Below are 20,385 nucleotides of genomic sequence, written 5' to 3'. Positions count from 1 at the left end.
TTTGAGGAGGCCATTAACATTAATGCCGGCGGTAATGAATATCTTGTGCTTCAGCTAACCAAGCTCTCATTGATGCTCATTTAGGCTTGGGATATCGGTTTGCTTAGCCATTTTGAGTACGTCTTTTAATACTGCTATATTCAAGCCACCTGAGGATACAGAATCTAGCTGGAATTAAAACACTTTTAGGCCAGACTCTGAAAATATGCACTTTCAAGTGGCTTAGGTCTATACCCCAATAATTTGAATATAGACCCATTTATCGATTGACGTTATTAACTTTTAACTTGTTGCCATTTATCAACAATAACGGAAGCGATTAAATCTCCTTCAACATTGACTGCGGTCCTGAATGTATCCAGTGGGCGCTCAATAATCAATAAAATGGCAATGGCTTCAAGTGGAATACCCGCAGCGAGTAAGACGAGTTGCATACCTGACATAGAGCCAGACGGCATACCGGGTGCGCCGATAGAAGAGACCATGGCCATTAAAAATATAACGACTAAGCCTGAGGTGCCTAAATCAATCCCGTATAGCTGCGCCAAAAAGATGGCTGCGACACCTTCAAATAGAGCGGTACCGTCCATATTCATGATAGAGCCGAGAGGTAACACCATACTGCTAGTCGACTGAGATACGCCGAGTTCTTCTTCGGCAACACGCATGGATAACGGTAATGTTGCGGCACTGGATGAAGTGGCAAACGCCATCGCCATGGGGGCTGAAATAGCCTTAAACATGGGGATAAGTTTGCGACCAGTAAAAATCTTTGCCAGTAGCGGTAGCGTCACACCACCATGAATGAGTGTCAGCACAAAGACCAGTAAAGCAAAGCTGGCAAGCTCGCCAAAAAGGCTCGCGTTACCTTGACTTGTGTATTCAAAAATAATGCTGAAAACGGCAATCGGTGCAAACTTGATGATCCCTGAAATTAATCTATTCAGTCCGGTATTGATAGCCTCAATGACCTGAAACACCGCATGTTTGGCGGGCAGGCTGATTAACAATGCGATACCGAACATAATGGCAAATAAAACAATAGCCAATAGGTTGCCATTAGCGAGGGCACTAAAAGGATTGGTGAGCGCCATGGAGAGTAACTTGGTGCTAATACTGCCACCCGTTGCCGCATCTTGTGAAATGAGCTGTACATTACTGGGATCCGGCGTAAACATTAAAGCGGGCCAGCTCGGCATGAGTAAGGCTGCAGCTAATCCTAAGCTAATGGCGAGCACGGTGGTGAGTGCATAAATTGCAACGGTTTTACTGCCGAGAGATTTCAAACTGACAATAGAGCCTATGTGGGTTATCCCTTGTAAGAGAGAAAATAACACGACAATACCGACGAGCATCTTGAGCAAACCAATATAGATCAGTTTACCCAAACCAATAAACTCAAGGATTCCTGAATGAGTGTTTAGCCAAGGCGTTGGAACAAGGTAACCCAATAACGCGGCTAATAAAGCGGCGATAACCAGTTGTCCAGGAAGAGTGAAAGTGAGCTTCTTCAGCATAAAAACTCCTAATATGCCTAAATATTAATAATGTTATTTACCGATGCAAAAAGAACTGAATATTTTTCCAAGTAAGTCATCTGACGTAAATTTCCCCGTTATTTCTGCTAGGGCCATCTGTGTCATTCTGAGCTCTTCTGCTAATAATTCACCGGCTTGGTAGACTTCTAACTGCTCTTTACCCAAGAGTAGATGGCTATTCGCAAGATCAAGGGCTTGTAAATGACGTCTGCGCGCAATAAATCCACCTTCTAAATTGCTTTGGTAGCCCATTAATGCTTTTAGATGTTGCTTCAATTCATCAATACCTAATCCTGTTTTTGCTGAGATAGGGTAAACAGGAGAGCGGCCATTATCAGTGGTGTGGATATTTTCTTGAGTGATGTCGACCTTGTTACGTATCACGCTTATGCCTAACTTTTTAGGTAAACGTTCGATAAAATCAGGCCAAATGTCATGAGGGTCAATGGCATCAGTGGTTGTTGCATCCACCATGAACAGCACTCTATCTGCGGTGGCTATTTCATCCCAAGCGCGCTCTATGCCCATCTTTTCAACTATATCATCGGTATTGCGCAGACCTGCGGTATCGATAATATGCAAGGGCATTCCATCGAGATGAATATGTTCGCGTAGGACATCTCGAGTGGTCCCTGCAACTTCAGTTACAATGGCAGATTCTTTTCCTGCGAGTGCATTTAATAAACTTGATTTTCCGGCGTTAGGACGGCCAGCAATCACGACTTTCATTCCCTCACGGATAATCACGCCTTGTTGAGCACTCGCTTGGACGATATTGAGCTTGTCGATGATATTGTACAAGGCTTTGGCAATTTTTCCATCATTGAGAAAATCGACTTCTTCATCAGGGAAATCAATAGCCGCCTCGACGTATAAGCGAAGGTTAGTGGTCTGTTCTACAAGTTCATGTACCTGAGTAGAGAATTCGCCTTGAAGTGAGTGTAGGGCGCTCTTAGCGGCTTGCTCACTGGTGGCATCGATAAGATCGGCAATGGCTTCGGCTTGGGTTAAGTCAAGTTTGTCATTTAAGAAGGCTTGTTCACTAAATTCGCCTGGTTTGGCAATGCGTACGCCTGCCGTTTCCATGATGCGTTTGATCAGCATGTCGAGAACAATTTGTCCTCCGTGCCCTTGTAGTTCGAGTACATCTTCGCCCGTAAAGGAATGGGGGCCTTTAAAATATAAAGCAATCCCTTGGTCTATGACCTCGTCTTGAGCATTTTTAAAATCACAGTAATCAGCGTAGCGGGGTTTAGGTAAATGTCCGAGTACGGCCATGGCGACTTGCGTGGCGAGATCACCAGAGACTCGAATGATACCCACACCACCACGTCCTGGAGCCGTGGCTTGTGCCACAATCGTATCCGTTGTCATTACTTCCCCCTCTCTTTCATTTTTTATCGAAAAAGCGGCTTAATACTGAGTATTAAACCGCTTTTTACTATGACGCGTATTGTGGTTTATTTCAGGCCTTTTTTCTCAAGTCCGGCATAAATAATTTTTTGCTGAGTAATCGCAACGATGTTACCGACTAACCAATATAGGACCAGACCCGCTGGGAACCATAAGAAGAACACGGTAAACATGACGGGCATCCAACGCATAATTTTTGCTTGCATTGGATCCATTGTCGGTGCCATTGGTTGCATCTTTTGCATTATGAACATAGACACACCCATTAGAATTGGCAGTACATAGTAAGGGTCTTGTACTGACAAATCGGTGATCCAGAGCACAAAGGGAGCATGACGCAATTCAACGCTTTCCATTAACACCCAATAAAGGGCAATAAAAATAGGCATTTGCAGCAATATGGGTAAGCAACCTCCCATGGGGTTGACCTTTTCTTTCTTGTACAGCTCCATCATGGCTTGTCCCATCTTTTGCCTATCATCCCCGAAGCGTTCTTTGAGTTCGGTAATTTTAGGCTGCAGACCGCGCATTTTAGCCATGGAGGTGTATTGCGCTTTAGTCAGTGGGTATAAAAGGCCACGTACCGTGAGCGTAATTAAGATAATCGCTAAACCCCAATTACCGACAAGTGATTGGAAGAACATTAATAACTTGTTAATGGGAACCGCTAACCACCATAAGAATCCGTAATCGACAACAAGGTTGAGTGTGTCTGAAATCGCGGATAAGGCTTTTTGATCTTTAGGGCCCACATAGAATTGAGAGTGAATCGTTTGTTCAGTGCCAGGGGCGATATTATACACATCACCACGGAAACCGATGTTGGCTAAGCCACCTGCGCTGATACTCGAAAATAAGGTGTTTTTATCCGTTGCCGGTGGTATCCACGCTGAAACGAAGTAATGCTGGAGCATCGCAACCCATCCACCTAAGGTCGATTGGTCAAGACTTTTATCTGCCATATTATCAAAGCTATATTTCTCATAACGTATATTCGCTGTAGAGAAAGCACCACCAAGATAAGTCGGCATCATCATGCTGCTACCACTTTTTTTGATGCTGTGTTTGATTTGTCCGTACATTTGTACTTGTAGCGGTGCTAATGTGGTGTTGTTTATTTTGTAATCGACATCAATATCAAACTTTCCACGGTGGAAAATGAATTCTTTTGTATATTTGGCGCCATCGGCTGCTGTGTAGGTGAGTGGTACCGTTAAGGTATCTTGACCCGAAGTCAATGTAAATTGTTTCGCTTGGGTACTGAACTGAGCTCGGCCTTTAGTGCTGTCGATCCCATTGCGACCAATTAAGCCACTTTGTGCGATATAAGTGATATCTTTGCTTTGATTAAGCAGCACGAATGGGGCATTTTTCCCTTCTTCCAACTTATGTGAAAGTAAGGCTGAGTAAACAATATCTCCCCCAATAGGATTGATTTTAATTTCTAACTGGTCGGTGGTTACCGTAATGAGCTCTTTAGATACGGTTACTGCTGCAGGTAACGCTGAGTCGGCAGTAGGAACGTCGGCACTGTGAGAGTCTGTAACAGTTGAAGCGGCAACTGATTGTTCAGTCGCTACGGTTTTTGGAGCTTTGTCTGTTTGCCATTGTTGCCACAACAAAAAGCTGACAAATAGCAGACCTACTAGCAGTATATTGCGTTGAGATTCCATAGCCTATTTTTTGCACCTATGTTTTTTTAAGGGAACGGGGTCTTCGCCACCCGGATGTAAAGGATGGCATCTTAATATACGTTTCGCTGCAAGCCAACTGCCTTTTATCAATCCATGCAATTGAATTGCTTCTATGGCATAAGTTGAACAGGTTGGCGTGAATCTGCATTGAGGACCCAGCATGGGGCTGATAAAAATTTGATAGCCACGGATAAGCTTCGTGGCTAGCCATTGTAACGGCGACTGAGTTTGCGCCATAACTTTTCTACCAGTTTTTTGAGTTCCGCATTATCCATTTCCAAAACGCCATTTCTAACTAACACCACAATATCAACGGGGGGTAAGTCATGTTGATGCAAACGAAAATTATCTCGAATGACGCGTTTTATTCTATTACGCTGATTGGCTCTTTTTACATAACGTTTAGCAACGGTTAAGCCTATGCGAGGATGAGCCATAGTGTTAGGTGTTGCAAGCAATGTAATTTCAGCAGAAGAAGCTTTGATGGGATTAGAAAATACAGATTTGAATTGCGCGGGAGTTAACAAACGTAACTCCCGTGTAAAGGTGTAACTAGTCACCTGAATTCCTACCTAATTAAGCAGAAAGGCGAGCACGACCCTTGGCACGGCGACGAGCCAATACCTTACGGCCGCTTACTGTCGCCATACGAGCGCGGAAGCCGTGAGAACGCTTCCGCTTCAGGTTGCTTGGTTGAAAAGTACGTTTACTCATTGTGGCAATCCGTCTTTGTGTTAGTGAATAATACTTACCATCTAAAAGTTTTTAGAAGTAAGGCTAAAAAAGAGGCCGAATTGTAATCACTTTCGGCTGGCTCGTCAATAAGCAATCGCTCCAAGTGATTAAATTGTGCCTAAAGAAATATTATCTCAATCAACGTTTAAATATAAAATCTTTATTTTTCAAGTAGTTGTGTTTTCAAGGGTTTTTATTTAACTGATTGATATTATTGTATTTTATATAATTTTTTTTTTAAATAAATTCGACTGGCACAGAAGTGTTAAAGAGTTATCTAAGCACTATACTATGTGGATAACTCTGTGAGTTACCACTACATCTAGTGGTCATATCCCGATATGATCATAGTGGAATGTTAGGCTCTTCTTTGCATGCAAGATCGCTTTATCGTTCGTATCTCGCTATGGTTTTCTATTGTATCGATCGGTTTAGATCATTTTAGGATCAACATCCGTTGATAAAAATGATCCATCTGGGGATAAATATATTATAAGGATAGCGATCCTTTGGTTCTCATTATAGAATAGCTCCTCTTTTGTAGGATCTTTTGGGGATGAGTACGTGGCGGTTTCACTTTGGCAGCAATGTATAAGCAGATTACAAGATGAACTTTCTGCTCAGCAATTTAGTATGTGGATTAGACCATTGCAAGCCGAAATGGAGGGGGGGGTGCTGGTTATTTATGCGCCTAATCGTTTTGTGTTAGATTGGGTTCGCGATAAATATATCAATCTCATTTCTCAATTTTTTATTGAACAAATGGGCAATGATGCGCCTCAATTACGTTTTGATATAGGCAGCCGTCCATCTGCAAAAACTCAGGCACCCGCCAAAATAGTGGCGAAGACTCCGCGTGCGCAAGCCTCTTCTCGTTCAGCCAATAAACCGATATTTAATACACCTCCTCATTCTGATGCTCCGGTGAATGCCAATCATCGTAGCAATATCAATCCTACTTATCAGTTTAGTAATTTTGTTGAAGGTAAGTCGAATCAATTAGGTAAAGCGGCTGCCATGCAAGTCGCAGAAAACCCAGGAGGAGCTTATAACCCATTGTTTTTGTATGGTGGTACCGGTTTAGGTAAAACCCATTTATTACATGCAGTGGGAAATGGGATTATTAAAAATAACCCTGATGCTAAAGTCGTGTATATGCATTCGGAGCGTTTTGTTCAGGATATGGTTAAAGCGTTACAAAATAATGCCATTGAGGAATTTAAGCGTTACTATCGCAGTGTTGATGCATTATTTATTGATGATATTCAATTTTTTGCTAACAAAGACCGTTCTCAAGAAGAATTCTTCCATACTTTCAACGCATTACTTGAAGGTAATCATCAAGTAATTTTAACATCTGATCGTTACCCAAAAGAAATCGATGGCGTTGAAGATAGATTGAAATCTCGTTTTGGTTGGGGGTTGACCGTCGCGATAGAGCCGCCAGAGTTAGAAACGCGTGTGGCCATTTTAATGCGTAAAGCCCAAGAAAGTGGTTTTAACTTACCTCATGAAGTGGCTTTTTTTATTGCTAAGCGTTTGCGATCGAACGTGCGTGAATTAGAAGGGGCGCTCAACCGTGTTATTGCCAATGCTAATTTTACCGGCCGTCCGATCACTATCGATTTTGTGCGTGAAGCCTTACGTGATCTACTCGCATTGCAAGAGAAATTAGTCACCATCGATAATATTCAAAAAACGGTCGCGGAATACTATAAAATTAAAATGGCTGACATGTTATCTAAGCGTCGTTCGCGCAGTGTTGCCAGACCAAGGCAAATGGCGATGGCGCTGTCTAAAGAATTAACGAATCACAGTTTACCTGAAATTGGTGATGCTTTTGGTGGGCGTGACCACACGACGGTGTTACATGCATGTCGTAAAATTGCACAGCTTAGAGAAGAAAGTCACGATATTAAAGAAGACTATGCTAATTTAATTCGTACTTTATCTTCTTAAAACAGGGAATTGAAACTAATGAAATTTTCAATTGATAGGGATGCCCTATTAAAGCCATTACAATTAGTGACAGGTGCGGTAGAAAGAAGACATAACTTACCGATTTTAGCTAATTTGTTAGTCGTTGTGAGTGGTGATTCATTAAAGTTGACAGGGACTGACTTAGAAGTTGAGTTAGTCGGCCAAGTCATACTTGAAGGCTATATTGAGCAAGGGCGAACCACGGTTCCAGCAAAAAAGTTTTTAGATATTGTGAAGTCTTTACCCGAGCAAGTATTAGTAAAGATTGAACAGCAAGACAATAGATTGTTGTTACGCTCTGGACGCAGTCGCTTTACGTTAGCGACATTGCCTGCAGAAGAGTATCCTAATGTGGAGGCTTTTGAGGCGGATATAGAGTTTACGTTAAAGCAAGGCACAATGAAGTCCTTGATTGATGCGACACAGTTTTCAATGGCTAATCAAGACGTCAGATACTATCTTAATGGTTTGTTATTGGAAACTGAAGCGAATATGTTACGGGCGATCGCAACAGATGGCCATAGATTAGCGATGAGTCATCGTAGTATTGAAGCACAATTACCTGATAAACAGGTTATTGTCCCGCGTAAAGGGGTCATTGAGCTACTGAGAGTTTTCGATGGTGATGAGTCTGATGTCACTATTGCCATTGGTGATAATGCTATTCGTGCAACGACGTCTAGAGCGGTGTTTACCAGTAAGTTAGTGGATGGACGTTTCCCTGATTACAGGCGCGTACTGCCTAAAGGGGGTGATAAAATTGTCATTGCGAGTCGTCAGCAGCTAAAGCAAGCCTTGTTACGTGCCTCTATTTTATCCAATGAAAAATTTCGTGGCGTACGTGTATTGCTTGAAAATAATCTGATTAAGATCACCGCCAATAATCCGGAACAGGAAGAAGCGGAAGAGATTTTAGATGTTGAATATGAGCATCCTGCGTTGGAGATTGGTTTTAACGTCAGTTATTTATTAGATGTGTTAAATAATCTGCAATCTGAAGATGTTCGTATTACGCTTATTGATGGTAATTCCAGTGCGCTAATCGATGATCCGGTGAAGCAAGATTCTATGTACGTCGTCATGCCGATGAGATTGTAAGTTGCATCGTTTAGTTTATGTCAGTTTTGTCTATTGAGTGACTGAGGTTGCAGCATACTCAAGATTTTTCTCTATTAATGGATAAGCCTCTATGATTGTGATTATCCATCCTTCATCGCTAAGTGAGTAGGCTATGAGCTTGACCCGTCTACACATTGATACTTTTCGTAATATCTCCTCAGCCCAATTATCATTGGGTGAAGGCATTAATTTGATTTATGGCCCCAATGGCAGTGGCAAAACCAGTTTATTAGAAGCGATTTACTTCTTGGGGATGGGTCGCTCTTTTCGAAGCCATTTATCTCAGCGGGTCATTCAATACAATGAAGAGCAATTGACGTTATTTGCGCAGCTCAGTAGTAATGAACAACAAGATAAAATTGGTTTACGGCGTTTAAAAAATGGCGATATTCAAGTTAAAATCAATGGCGAAAATATAAAACGTTTATCGGTTTTGGCTGACACTCTCCCTATTCAAGTGATTACACCTGAAAGTTTTTCTTTATTGTTTGAGGGGCCAAAGTCTCGCCGTCAGTTTATCGATTGGGGGGCTTTTCATACCGATCCTCACTTTTATCAAGCTTGGTCAAATGTGAGGCGAATTTTAAAGCAAAGAAATCAACTTCTTAAAAATAATTCTCCTTATTATACTCTTCAAGTTTGGGATAAAGAATTGGTGAAATATGCCCAATTAGTTACCGAAATAAGAAGCCAATATATAGACTCGTTAAATGAGCAACTTAAAGGTATAATCGAAGAGTTTTTACCACGAATAGAAGTGAAAGTTTCTTTTACGCGAGGCTGGGACAGTAAAACCGAGTATGCTGGATTACTCGAGGCGCAATATCAGAGAGACTTATCAATAGGTTATACCATTAGTGGTCCTCATAAAGCTGATTTAAGATTACGGGTGGGTAATGTCCCCGTACAAGATGCCCTATCGCGCGGACAATTAAAATTACTAGTCTGTGCATTACGTATTGCGCAGGGAAAATTACTGAAGCAACAAACAAACAAAAGTAGTATATATCTGGTGGATGATTTACCGTCAGAATTAGATGCGCAGCATAGGAAGCTATTGCTTCAGCAGTTGTCCGATACGGGTGCACAAGTTTTTGTGACAGCCATCGAGCCTGCGGCAATAGTCGATTCGTTAACCACCGCAGTGAGTAAGATGTTTCATGTCGAACATGGGTGTGTGACGCAAATTGAATAACCGATGAGAGAATAATATGTCAGAGAATAGTTACGATTCTTCGAGTATCAAGGTACTTAAAGGCCTTGATGCAGTCCGTAAGAGACCTGGGATGTATATTGGTGACACAGATGATGGCACGGGCTTACATCACATGGTATTCGAAGTAGTCGATAACTCTATCGATGAAGCTTTGGCGGGTCATTGTAGTGATGTTATTATCACTATTCATGCCGATGACTCTGTGTCGGTACGTGATGACGGCCGTGGTATTCCCGTGGCTATCCATGAAGAAGGTGTCTCTGCGGCCGAAGTGATCATGACCGTGCTGCATGCGGGCGGTAAATTTGATGATAACTCTTATAAAGTATCGGGTGGTTTACACGGTGTAGGTGTGTCGGTGGTGAATGCCCTATCGGAGAAATTGCAATTAACCATTCGCCGTGAAGGTAAGGTTTATGAGCAGTTTTATACCATGGGCGTGCCTGATGCGCCGATTAAAGAGATTGGTGATGCGACGACGACAGGCACTCAGTTGCGCTTTTGGCCGAGTTCAGAAACCTTTACTAATATCTTATTTCACTATGACATTTTAGCCAAACGTGTGCGTGAACTCTCATTTTTGAATTCAGGTGTAGGGATCCGCTTGATTGATGAGCGTGATGACCGTGATGAGTTTTTTAGGTATGAAGGTGGTATTAGTGCCTTTGTCGATTATTTAAATGTGAATAAGACAGCGGTGAATAAAGAGGTTTTTCATTTTATTCATGAGCGTGATGATGGCATTACTGTTGAAGTGGCTATGCAATGGAATGAAGGTTTTCAAGAGAACATTTTCTGTTTTACCAATAACATTCCTCAGCGTGATGGTGGTACTCATTTAGCGGGTTTTCGTAGCGCATTAACCCGTAACTTAAACACTTACATGGAACGTGAAGGCTATAATAAAAAAGGCAAGACCAGTGCGACGGGTGATGATGCGCGGGAAGGATTAACGGCCGTTGTTTCGGTTAAGGTGCCCGATCCTAAATTTAGCTCGCAAACCAAAGATAAACTCGTTTCGAGTGAAGTCAAAACCGCTGTTGAGCAAACCATGGGTGAGCAACTGGGTGATTACCTGATGGAGCACCCTAATGAAGCTAAGCTCATTGTGGGTAAAATCATCGATGCTGCACGTGCTCGTGAAGCGGCGCGTAAAGCCCGTGATATGACACGTCGTAAAGGGGCGTTAGATTTAGGCGGCTTGCCAGGAAAATTAGCGGATTGCCAAGAAAAAGATCCCGGTCTTTCTGAAATTTATATTGTGGAAGGAGACTCTGCTGGCGGTAGTGCTAAGCAGGGGCGTAACCGTAAAAACCAAGCAATTTTACCCTTGAAAGGTAAAATTTTAAACGTTGAAAAAGCCCGCTTCGATAAGATGTTATCGTCGCAAGAAGTGGTGACATTAATCACTGCATTAGGTTGTGGTATTGGCCGTGATGAGTATGATCCGGATAAAACGCGTTATCACAATATTGTTATCATGACCGATGCGGATGTCGATGGTTCTCACATTCGAACACTGTTACTGACTTTCTTCTTTCGTCAAATGCCAGAGCTTATTGAGCGCGGTTATATTTATATCGCTCAACCTCCTTTATATAAGGTTAAAAAAGGCAAGCAAGAGCAGTACTTGAAAGATGATCCCGCGCTGACTGAATATCTAACAACACAAGCTCTAGATAATGCTTTCATTTACCCTTCTCAAGGCGCTCTAGGATTTTCTGGTGAGCCATTAGAGCGTTTGGTGCATCAGTATCGTGAAGTGGAAGGTGTGATTACACGTTTAGAGAAGCGTTATCCTGCCAATATTCTTAACTTGATGTTATATCATTCTGAAATTACCGATGCCATTTTGGCTGATGAAGCACTGATGAAAGCTTGGCTTGATGTGTTTATTGCCGATTTAGTTGAGAAAGAAAGCGGCGGTATTCTTTATACGGGTGAAGTCAGTTTTGATCCTGAGCGTCAGGTTTATCTTCCTGATATTGTGATCCGCAAACACGGTATCGATACCCATTACGCTTTTAGTTACGATTTCTTCCATTCGAATGATTACCTGCGTATTGCTAAGTTGGGTCAAGCTATCAATGGCTTAGTTGAAGAAGGTGGCTACGTTAAGCGTGGCGAGCGTATGAAAGAAGTGGATAGTTTTGCAGCGGCGCTTGATTGGTTGATTAGTGAGTCTAAACGTGGCTTATACATTCAACGCTATAAAGGATTGGGTGAGATGAACCCTGAGCAACTCTGGGAAACTACGATGGATCCTGAGTCTCGTCGTATGTTACAAGTGACTATTGAAGATGCCATTGGCGCCGATCAATTATTTACTTGTTTAATGGGCGATCATGTCGAACCGCGCCGTGATTTCATTGAGAGCAATGCCTTAAATGTGGCTAACCTCGATGTATAGTGTTGTGACACTATGTTGATGTGATTAAAGGCGCTTACTAATTAGTAAGCGCCTTTTTTATTAGTGTATTCTGTGTAATGCTAATCTGTCATGATGATGGAACTATTCTTTAATAATGAAGCTGGGATCGATGATAGCCAGCCACTTTCACGGATGAAGCTTTGAATATTAAAGGTATCGAGTCGCAATACATCACAGGCTCTTTCTATTCTGCCTTGAACGGCACTTTTTGAGATGTTGAGCCTGATTGAGATCTCATTGTATGAGAAACCTAAGGAAAAGAGGTATAAGGCTTCCCATTGCTCATTGGTTAACACTTCTGTTGGGTGATGTATTATCCATGAAGCTGTTTTCTTGTGGTTTACCTTCGATTGATCCAACATATTTAACTTGCCTAAAATAATATCGGAAAATAATAAAATACTATGGTGTTGAGGAATGCCATGAAAAAGCGTGCCTAAGATATCGCCGTTGTCATAATATAAAGGTGTTTTATTAAAAATATAGGGTTGGATCAGTTGTTCCTTTCCAAATCGATGTACTTCTAAAGATTTAACTGTTTTTCCTTGTTGCTCCGTTTTTCTATCATGCTGCTTAAATAATTCAGCAAACTCTGCCGTTGCGACTGGCAGTTCGCAGTCTTTTTTACCTTCGATATTAAAATCTTTTGGCAGGTTGAGTAAGGCTAGGTAGGCTTTATTGACCATGACAAACACAGACTGGTTATCTTTAATCCCCATAGGATCGGTACTGTTGAGTATCATGGTTTTAAACATGTTAGGGATCATGATGTTACTCTTATTGTTTAATGGTTTTTGTTTTTAATCTGCTTGAAGAGCTAGTCTAATAAGTGTGTTTCTGGTGGTTACTTAAGAGAGGAGGTCCGGTTTAATGGCACCGTGACATAACATAAAATAGCCGCGTTAGTAAGATACATATTGTATCTTAAGTTATTAAAGTATTAATACTAAGCTTACCAGTACAAGATGATCATTTATCTAATTGATTATACATGGATATTAACTTTATATTTTTCGGAGTTAACCTTGTGATAGCTTTATTAACCTTTTTAACTTGTTTTTCCTACTTCACTTTTCTTATTATTCTATTTATGTAAGTGTGCTCGCCTTTGACGTCTTCATCGAGGTGGTAAGGAGGGAATAAATTTAGCTGCATTTGTTTTTTACGCTTTTGATAGACAGAGTTTGTTGCTAGTATTTGTTTTATGAAAATGAATACTGATCATGTTGATACAATTTTAGCGCAATGGGCCAAAGAAAGGCCAGACATTGACTCTACACCTATGGCTGTCACTGGGCGTTTAGCCAAAGTGACCCATGCGGTAAGCCAAGCCCAATCTCGGGTTTTTTCTGAGTTTGGATTAAATATGGGGGAGTTTGATGTGTTAGCGACTTTATTGCGCTCTGGCTCACCTTATTCTTTAACGCCAAATCAATTATTGCAAGCATTAATGTTATCGTCGGGTGCGATGACTAATCGTGTTGATAGATTAGAAGCAAAAGCTTTGGTCTATCGGCAGGCGGATCCTAATGATCGTCGTGGTGTGTTAGTGACGTTAACTGCTACTGGGAGTGACTTGATTAATCAAGTCGTCGTGAAACATGTCGATAAAGGTCATGGCTTACTCGATCCTCTGACATTGGATGAGCAAGCGTTACTCGCAAGGTTACTTAAAAAGTTACTTATTGCATACGAGCGTTAATATCTATCATTGCAATAAGCTCAATAGCCTGCTGAACTTAATCATTTTACCGTGTGTAGTCATAATGATCCTTGGATCATCCTGTCATGGATTCCGGCCTACATTAGCGGGATTGTTCCGAAATGGGTGACTCTTTTTCATGAATCTCGTTGTTGCTTAGAATGTAATCCCAGTGAGTTCATAAAGCCTTGACCTTGAACACTGGGTTGTATGCCTTCGGAAATAATCATGCCTGCGCTTGCTCTTTGCGCATAGTCAGTTGCCATAAGAACGGTTGCCAGCCCATCATGTGTTGCTCGGTTACGGCTCATCGGAGCCATGATGAGTCTGTTTTTGATTTCGACGTCACTCAATTTACTTGGGGCTAATAAAGTGTTCATTTTATAAGTTCCTTTTATATCGTGATTTAACGTTATGAATGCCGCTTAATTTTTAAATGGATCCGCTTATTTTCTATGGATTTAGGTCACTTTATTGCAGCAGCTGCTTCTTATTGATGACATTGTTTTTAGTCTGCACCCGATTTGTTTTGTTGAGGTTGTGGTGATTTTTGGGCTGGGATAACCCAATAGCCGCAATAATGATGATCGCACCGAATCCTTGCATTAGGCTCAAGCTTTGATTAAGAAAAATAAAGCCGAGTACGCAAGCGGTCAATGGGCTGGCAAATGAAATAAAAGATACCGTAATGGCGGGTAAACGCTCCAAGCCTCTAAACCAAATTGCATAGGCAAACAGTGCTCCTACGAGACTGAGGTAAGTAAAACCGATACCATTGAGTAAGGTTATATTATTAGGTAATCCTTCTGATAACAATGCGATAGGTAATAACACCAACCCTCCCACACTCAGTTGCCAGCCTGTCAGGGCTAATAAGCTAACGCTTTGAGGACGCCCCCAATGTTTACTCAATATTATGCCTGTCGCCATGCATATGGTTGCGGCAAACCCCGCTAACATACCGGTCATATTTAAGCTGATCTTGGATTGTAGTACCAGCATCGCAATGCCTGCAGCGCCGAGTACACAAGCGAGGATCTGATGTGAACCAATGCGCTCTTTCAGTACGATGAAACCTAAGATAAGCACTATCATGGGTTGAAAAGACATGATCAGCGCTGCAATGCCACCGGGTAAATGATAAGCAGCAACAAACAGAAAGTAGAAAAAAGCGCCAATATTCAATACTCCGAGGACAAATGCACGCCACCACCAAATGCCTGAAGGTAGGGTGCGGCCGAGTAGGAGTAAGATGAGGCCGGCGGGTAAAGCACGTAGAACCGCTGCTAATAAAGGACTGTTGGCGGGCAGTAATTCAGTGGTGACCAAATAAGTGCTTCCCCAGATGATTGGCGCGAGTGCTGTGATCAAGTAATCACTGAGTTTTGGTTGATCCATGTCGATATCCTTTTTCATTAAAACAATGCCCTACGCAAAAGAATCTCTATATCAAGATACTTTTGCGTAGGATTGCATTGATTTTTTTTTAAGTCAAGTATCTTAGCGTGAAGATAATTGACTTTGATTATAATGATTGTTTTTGATGTTTCTTTATAGCGGATTGAAATTAGCTGATATTATTTTGGGCGGCACAATTGTTGAATGACTATTTTTGTATTATAGGTATTGTAAAAGCTGGTGTTTTTCCATGTGCGAGTTTGATTAAAGTCATCTGCTGTGTTCAATGAACTTGGAGTCGGGTATTTGCTTTTGCTGTATTTTCGTAAAATACCTTGAATGGGATCGATAGCCATGTTGGCTGAGGGGACATCGACAACCACGTGTCTGCCATGATGGCTTTGAGAGCTTGAAGCTGAGATAATATTGGATTCAATGCCTAAGTAGGCGAGCGTAAAGTGGGCCAGTAAGCTTGATTCTCGACAAGCAACACCAAGATAATTATTCGATAAATAAGTGTCGATAGATTCTGGCTGATTGTTTTGTTTACTATTGATACCTATTTCATTTCTTGTTTGCTTTTTTTCTGATTTTAACTCTAATTTTAATTGTCTCTGTTTTTTTTCATCTAACTCTGGATCATTTAAATCAGCGATAGGATCTTGTTTTACTTTTTGATGAATAATAGTGTTAACTCGCATTGCGATTGCTTTATCGCTTAAGTTCAAATAATCATCTTGTGTTGCTGTCATTATTTCTATTAGAGTTTGGCTAAACCAAGGGGCTAATATTTGTTCTTTTTGGCTATAAACTGAGACTTGACCTGATGACGTTGTAGTGTAAATTCCGGCGAAGTGTGTCGTCTTTGTAATATGAGAGCATTGCGAAAAGACGACTGGTTGGTCACATAAATTAATGTGTTCTAGAATGATCTTAGAATATTGGATATGTGTTTTTATTAAAATGTCAGAGCGGATAGCATTACGCACATCGTAGTCTGTTTTATATTGAAAAGCCTCTGAGGCTTCTAATTGTTTTTCCTGACTTATTGAAGGAGATTTAGGAGGAGAATATCTCCGTTTGAATGTTTGAGCAATATTTTCTCGGCTGGATTGTTCTAAAAAATCTTCAAAATCATTCGCCCCTTCAAAATCAATATCAAATTTGGGTTTGCTATCGTTAGCAGTCATAGCTTGTGATGACTTTGGTTGATGAGGATGGTATTTGTCCTCGGGGTAATTATTTTTTGACGTGCTGCAAATACTGCCAATATTTCCCATGACTTTCTCGTTTAAGTAAAAGTTAGGTATTTTACTGAATGAAAGCACACTATTAGTTAACTTAATGATAATTAATGTTTTTTAAATGTTGTCGCAAACAATGTAAATGGAGTGTTGGGCTTATACCTTTAAGGCTGTGAGGAGGAACACTGGGTAATCACCTTGTGGTTTTTTTACTTTGCTTACCTGTTGAAAGCATATATTGATGAAACCTGATTTTTTGGCTATCGCCATGATGCTTGCCTGTTCAAATCCAAAATGAAATACCCCCGTATTTTGAGTATGAAAGTGGCCGTCTTCTAAATATAAATCGGCAATGGCGATAAAACCTTTGCTTTTAAGAATGGCATGAAATTGGTTAAATAGGACTTGGATATCTTTGATATGATGCAAAGTCATTGAAGAAATGATTCCATCAATGGTCTGATTTAAATTATGTTGTTTGCTATTGTCGATTAAATTGATGGGTAAGACTTCGAGCTCACATTTTATTTGCTGACGTTTATTTTCAAGTTGCTTATTCATTGACGGTGAAATATCTACAGCGGTTATTTTTTTAACCAAAGGGGCGATGTGTTCAAGTAGCAAACCTGTTCCTGAGCCAAAATCCATTAGTTTCATTTTGGGTATAAAGTTGATTTTTTTTATCATACCCTTGGCGATGTTATTGACATTATCGATCCTGAGCTGCTCGTTGTCATAAGTACTGGCTTTATTTTTAAAGTGATCTTTGTGCATATCGCCCTATCGAATGAATGTCATCATAGCAGTGAGTATAGCGTTATGTATTCAATCTGGCTTAGACAATAAGAGATGTTGTCACATCTCTTATTGGTTTGGTTATAAACACTGAACAATGAGCATCAAGCTACCAAATACTAATAAGGTGATCATGGCCGGTATTCCCCCACTGGCTTGATAGGTTTGTATGTCAAAGCTTTGCTTTCTGACTCTGGATACCATGGCCATGGGGATGAAAACCGCTAAAAAAACCAGAATAATCCCCGCATGGCTTAAGGTGTTTAAAAATTGCTCCGGTGCCAGTATTGCGCCTGTTAGCGGCAGAATAAAGGTCATCATAAAGGTGATGGCTTTGGTACTTTTCATCACATCGGTATTTTGATCAAACAGCGCCAGTGCCACACCAAGGAAGGAGGTTAACAGTGCTAATGCGGTAAATATCGATAAAATCAGCTCAAGGTGTTCATATTGCGCACTTAAGGCTGAAATAAGCTCCGAGACATTGGCAAAATGGGTTAGTTGCTCTGAGGGTAAATTGCCGACGGCTGCATAAAGCCACAATAGGTAGCACACCAGAGGGATCACTGAGCCCAACAGTAGCATATTTCTGAGCTCACTCTTGGTTGCCTCTTTGTTATAGGTGGCAAGCGATGGGATCACCACTAAAAAACAAAAACTGGTAAAGAGTACAGAGCTGGTTTTGACTAAGGCTAGATTATCATGAGTCACCACTTGGGTTAAACTGCCCAGCGATAGGTTGGGAGCTAAATGCGCTAAGGTGATGAGTAGTGCTAGCAACATAGCGGCAAAGAGTAGTCGATTAAATTTATCGATGACGGCGGTGCCGCAGGAAACAATCATGCCTGTAATAAACGTAAAGCTAATTTGTGCTGTTGTTTTGGTTAAATTAATCCCAAAACTGGTGGAGATGTTTTGCATAAGATCGCCGGCTCCTATGATATAAGCCATCATTAGGCAAACCAGTAAGGAGTAGAGCAGCACGTTGGTGATGAGTTGACCACCGATCCCGAGCGTGTCTCTGGCGACGTTACTCATACTGACACCTCGACCCACTTTTACGCTGGCTTCGAGGAGTAATAAAGCGGCATAGGTGGTACCGAGCCAAATAAAGACCATAAGCAGGGTGGACCATAGTAGGCCAAATTGTGCCAGTACCATAGGAATGGCGAGCATACCTGCGCCCAGTGCTGTCCCTGCAATAATAAGGGAACTGCCGACAAGTTTAAGCTTCACGAAAAATACCTCGAGATGAAATCTGCAATGATGAAATAATAAAGTTGGCTAATTTATCATGTTGAATGGGCGTCAGTATAGGCGCGATAGGTCTGAGATCTGGGATGTGAATGATCATTCACATTGATGCTTTATGGGGATGAAGCTTCGCTTAATGGAAGGATCGTGGGTTTTCATTCCATCTTGTTATTGAAAGTGGGGCAAATCACAGACTAGCGTCTGACCATGTCGGTATTGGCAAGTGTTTTGCAATTCATTGCCTGCCGCAGGCTGTTGTGCATATACTTTATCGAGACGTCGCAAGCACTTCCATGTGGACTCTACTAAAACATCCCTGTTTTAGAAGCTCGAAAGAGTATCTACACGGGATTTTACAAGCAGTATGTAGCTTCGATTTAAATTATTATCAGACGAAGTTAATCATCTCACTATTTTATTAACAGTTATCGCTAAGGCTATATCTCAGCACTGATGTGAATGGCCTTTGTTGTTCCAGACAACAATAAGACATTTACTATATCCATATAGGTCAGATAACAAATGCCGTGGTGACAAGGATGTCAATGAACGACCTGACTCAACTAAGGCTATCTCGGCACTGATGTGAAGGGCCTTTGTTGTTCCAGACAACGATAAGGCATTTCCTATATCCATATAGGTCAGATAACAAATGTCGTGCCCTTTGATGTGTTAAAAGAAGGATGTCATGAAACCGCCATGCTTCGCTCACGCGATGACTGATAAAATCTTTTCGGTAACTTCGATGGGGGTCTCAAGCAAAAGTAGTGTGTTTCTGTGATTCAAGTATGTTGGTTTGATGTAGTATTTAGAGAATCATTGATTTGACTGCCGAGAAAGTTATCCTGCTGCTATTGAATAACCGGTTAGCTGTATAAGGCAAGTATGTTTTATTTTATTCACAATAACAGAACTTGAGATCACTTTTGATAAATGAGTGGTGTTAGTGATCACCTTCGCTCTATTGCTTTTGATATATTTGTGAAATGGGCAATGTCTTCTCAAGAACTCAATTTTAAAATCAAAGGATGTTGGTTTGGTTGTGAGGAGTTTGATATTTTTGAGCGATCATTATCACAGCTAATGACAAAGGATAATGGATCAGCAACGCTATTTGATCTTAGCCATAACCCTATAATATTTCTTAAAACAGATGATGTTGTCTTAATGATAGAGATCTTCTTTCTGGATGCTTTAGATAAAGGTTGCTTTAAACTTAGTGCGAAAAGCCATTCTATTGAACTATCTGAAATCAGAGATAAACTAGCACTATTCGATAAGTGCTGGTAAAGACTACGAATAAACGTATTTTTACCGTGCTCTTAGCCCATTTCACCAAAATTAAATTGATATAAATTTGGTGAAATAGGCTTTAGTGAGAAGTTGACTTTAATCAAAGTAAAAATCAGATTAATAATTACTTAATCCATAAGCTATTAATGACAGGTCGTGTACTAGTGCCTCCCCAAAAAGGGATAACCTCACATCCTGTAGTGTAAAAGCCGACTTTTTTTCCTGAAGCAAATGCGGTTAGCGCAGCGGACACCAAATTTTTATGACCTGGTAAGTCAGCTTGAATATGTACACGGCCGAGATCTCCACATTCATCAGGATTCAACGTCACTCCAGATACAATTAACGTAACATGACCTTCTGCATGAGTAAAAACGGAAGTAATGGTTGCCTCTGGATTACCAAGAGATGTCAAATAGCCAGCTGCTGAAGCCATATTGGTAATAAAAAAAAGTCCGATAGCTAGGGGGCGTTGACAATTGGCCATGATTAGCTGATTAAGATACAATTTTTCTCTTTGAAATTCATATGTCTCGTAAAATGATTAGCGATAAGCAGTGGCGACGAATTCAT

The 20,385-nt window shown here is 41.0% G+C and carries 19 protein-coding genes; 6 read left to right on the top strand and 13 right to left on the bottom strand.

The window, feature by feature from the left end; translation table 11 throughout:
- Positions 1-275 precede the first annotated feature (275 nt).
- The 6 genes from L2764_RS17470 to rpmH form a co-directional block, all read right to left on the bottom strand.
- Positions 276-1,517, bottom strand: a complete 1,242-nt coding sequence (locus L2764_RS17470) for a dicarboxylate/amino acid:cation symporter (RefSeq protein WP_248941609.1) — start codon at positions 1,515-1,517, stop codon at positions 276-278.
- 33 nt (positions 1,518-1,550) lie between these two features.
- Entirely contained in the window at positions 1,551-2,912 is a 1,362-nt protein-coding gene (gene mnmE / locus L2764_RS17465; RefSeq protein WP_248941608.1) for a tRNA uridine-5-carboxymethylaminomethyl(34) synthesis GTPase MnmE, read from the bottom strand.
- 86 nt (positions 2,913-2,998) lie between these two features.
- Positions 2,999-4,624: a membrane protein insertase YidC gene (gene yidC / locus L2764_RS17460; RefSeq protein ID WP_248941607.1), complete on the bottom strand. Its 1,626-nt coding sequence runs from the start codon at positions 4,622-4,624 to the stop codon at positions 2,999-3,001.
- Between the two features lie 3 nt (positions 4,625-4,627).
- Positions 4,628-4,882 (bottom strand): membrane protein insertion efficiency factor YidD, encoded by a 255-nt coding sequence (gene yidD, locus L2764_RS17455; protein WP_248941606.1) that lies wholly within the window; start codon positions 4,880-4,882, stop codon positions 4,628-4,630.
- Positions 4,849-5,205 (bottom strand): ribonuclease P protein component, encoded by a 357-nt coding sequence (gene rnpA / locus L2764_RS17450; protein WP_248941605.1) that lies wholly within the window; start codon positions 5,203-5,205, stop codon positions 4,849-4,851. The genes yidD and rnpA overlap by 34 nt, the downstream gene beginning before the upstream one ends.
- 16 nt (positions 5,206-5,221) lie before the next feature.
- Positions 5,222-5,359 (bottom strand): 50S ribosomal protein L34, encoded by a 138-nt coding sequence (rpmH, locus tag L2764_RS17445; protein WP_248941604.1) that lies wholly within the window; start codon positions 5,357-5,359, stop codon positions 5,222-5,224.
- Positions 5,360-5,944: 585 nt separating this feature from the next.
- Between rpmH and dnaA the strand changes: the two genes are divergently transcribed.
- From dnaA to gyrB, 4 genes are all read left to right on the top strand, one after another.
- On the top strand, positions 5,945-7,339 hold the full coding sequence (gene dnaA, locus L2764_RS17440) for a chromosomal replication initiator protein DnaA (RefSeq protein WP_248941603.1): 1,395 nt from the start codon (positions 5,945-5,947) through the stop codon (positions 7,337-7,339).
- An 18-nt stretch (positions 7,340-7,357) separates the two neighbouring features.
- The gene (dnaN, locus tag L2764_RS17435; protein ID WP_248941602.1) at positions 7,358-8,458 is read left to right on the top strand and encodes a DNA polymerase III subunit beta; all 1,101 of its coding nucleotides are present in this window, start codon (positions 7,358-7,360) and stop codon (positions 8,456-8,458) included.
- A gap of 133 nt (positions 8,459-8,591) precedes the next feature.
- Positions 8,592-9,674, top strand: a complete 1,083-nt coding sequence (gene recF, locus L2764_RS17430; RefSeq protein WP_248941601.1) for a DNA replication/repair protein RecF — start codon at positions 8,592-8,594, stop codon at positions 9,672-9,674.
- Between the two features lie 16 nt (positions 9,675-9,690).
- Positions 9,691-12,105 (top strand): DNA topoisomerase (ATP-hydrolyzing) subunit B, encoded by a 2,415-nt coding sequence (gene gyrB / locus L2764_RS17425; protein WP_248941600.1) that lies wholly within the window; start codon positions 9,691-9,693, stop codon positions 12,103-12,105.
- An 80-nt stretch (positions 12,106-12,185) separates the two neighbouring features.
- On the opposite strand, the gene L2764_RS17420 is transcribed toward gyrB, so the two are convergent.
- Positions 12,186-12,893, bottom strand: a complete 708-nt coding sequence (locus tag L2764_RS17420) for a PAS domain-containing protein (RefSeq protein WP_248941599.1) — start codon at positions 12,891-12,893, stop codon at positions 12,186-12,188.
- 437 nt (positions 12,894-13,330) lie between these two features.
- Between L2764_RS17420 and L2764_RS17415 the strand changes: the two genes are divergently transcribed.
- Entirely contained in the window at positions 13,331-13,828 is a 498-nt protein-coding gene (locus L2764_RS17415; RefSeq protein ID WP_248941598.1) for a MarR family winged helix-turn-helix transcriptional regulator, read from the top strand.
- 137 nt (positions 13,829-13,965) lie between these two features.
- Here the strand turns inward: L2764_RS17415 and L2764_RS17410 are convergent, their stop codons facing one another.
- The 5 genes from L2764_RS17410 to L2764_RS17390 form a co-directional block, all read right to left on the bottom strand.
- Complete coding sequence (locus tag L2764_RS17410; RefSeq protein ID WP_248941597.1) at positions 13,966-14,208, bottom strand: oxidoreductase; 243 nt, start codon at positions 14,206-14,208, stop codon at positions 13,966-13,968.
- A gap of 91 nt (positions 14,209-14,299) precedes the next feature.
- Entirely contained in the window at positions 14,300-15,226 is a 927-nt protein-coding gene (locus L2764_RS17405) for an EamA family transporter (RefSeq protein WP_248941596.1), read from the bottom strand.
- Between the two features lie 179 nt (positions 15,227-15,405).
- Complete coding sequence (locus L2764_RS17400; RefSeq protein ID WP_248941595.1) at positions 15,406-16,506, bottom strand: hypothetical protein; 1,101 nt, start codon at positions 16,504-16,506, stop codon at positions 15,406-15,408.
- 120 nt (positions 16,507-16,626) lie between these two features.
- Complete coding sequence (locus tag L2764_RS17395) at positions 16,627-17,244, bottom strand: class I SAM-dependent DNA methyltransferase (RefSeq protein ID WP_248941594.1); 618 nt, start codon at positions 17,242-17,244, stop codon at positions 16,627-16,629.
- Between the two features lie 102 nt (positions 17,245-17,346).
- Positions 17,347-18,501 (bottom strand): amino acid permease, encoded by a 1,155-nt coding sequence (locus L2764_RS17390; RefSeq protein WP_248941593.1) that lies wholly within the window; start codon positions 18,499-18,501, stop codon positions 17,347-17,349.
- A gap of 951 nt (positions 18,502-19,452) precedes the next feature.
- On the opposite strand from L2764_RS17390, the gene L2764_RS17385 reads away from it, so the two are divergent.
- On the top strand, positions 19,453-19,809 hold the full coding sequence (locus L2764_RS17385; RefSeq protein WP_248941592.1) for a hypothetical protein: 357 nt from the start codon (positions 19,453-19,455) through the stop codon (positions 19,807-19,809).
- A 127-nt stretch (positions 19,810-19,936) separates the two neighbouring features.
- Here L2764_RS17385 and L2764_RS17380 read toward each other — a convergent pair whose 3' ends face one another.
- Positions 19,937-20,299 (bottom strand): hypothetical protein, encoded by a 363-nt coding sequence (locus L2764_RS17380; RefSeq protein ID WP_248941591.1) that lies wholly within the window; start codon positions 20,297-20,299, stop codon positions 19,937-19,939.
- Between the last annotated feature and the right edge of the window lie 86 nt (positions 20,300-20,385).

It is taken from the genome of Shewanella surugensis, from assembly GCF_023284005.1.
Classification (GTDB): domain Bacteria; phylum Pseudomonadota; class Gammaproteobacteria; order Enterobacterales; family Shewanellaceae; genus Shewanella; species Shewanella surugensis.
The sequence above is the reverse complement of the archived record's forward strand: the minus strand, read 5'-3'. Positions and strand labels throughout refer to the sequence as shown.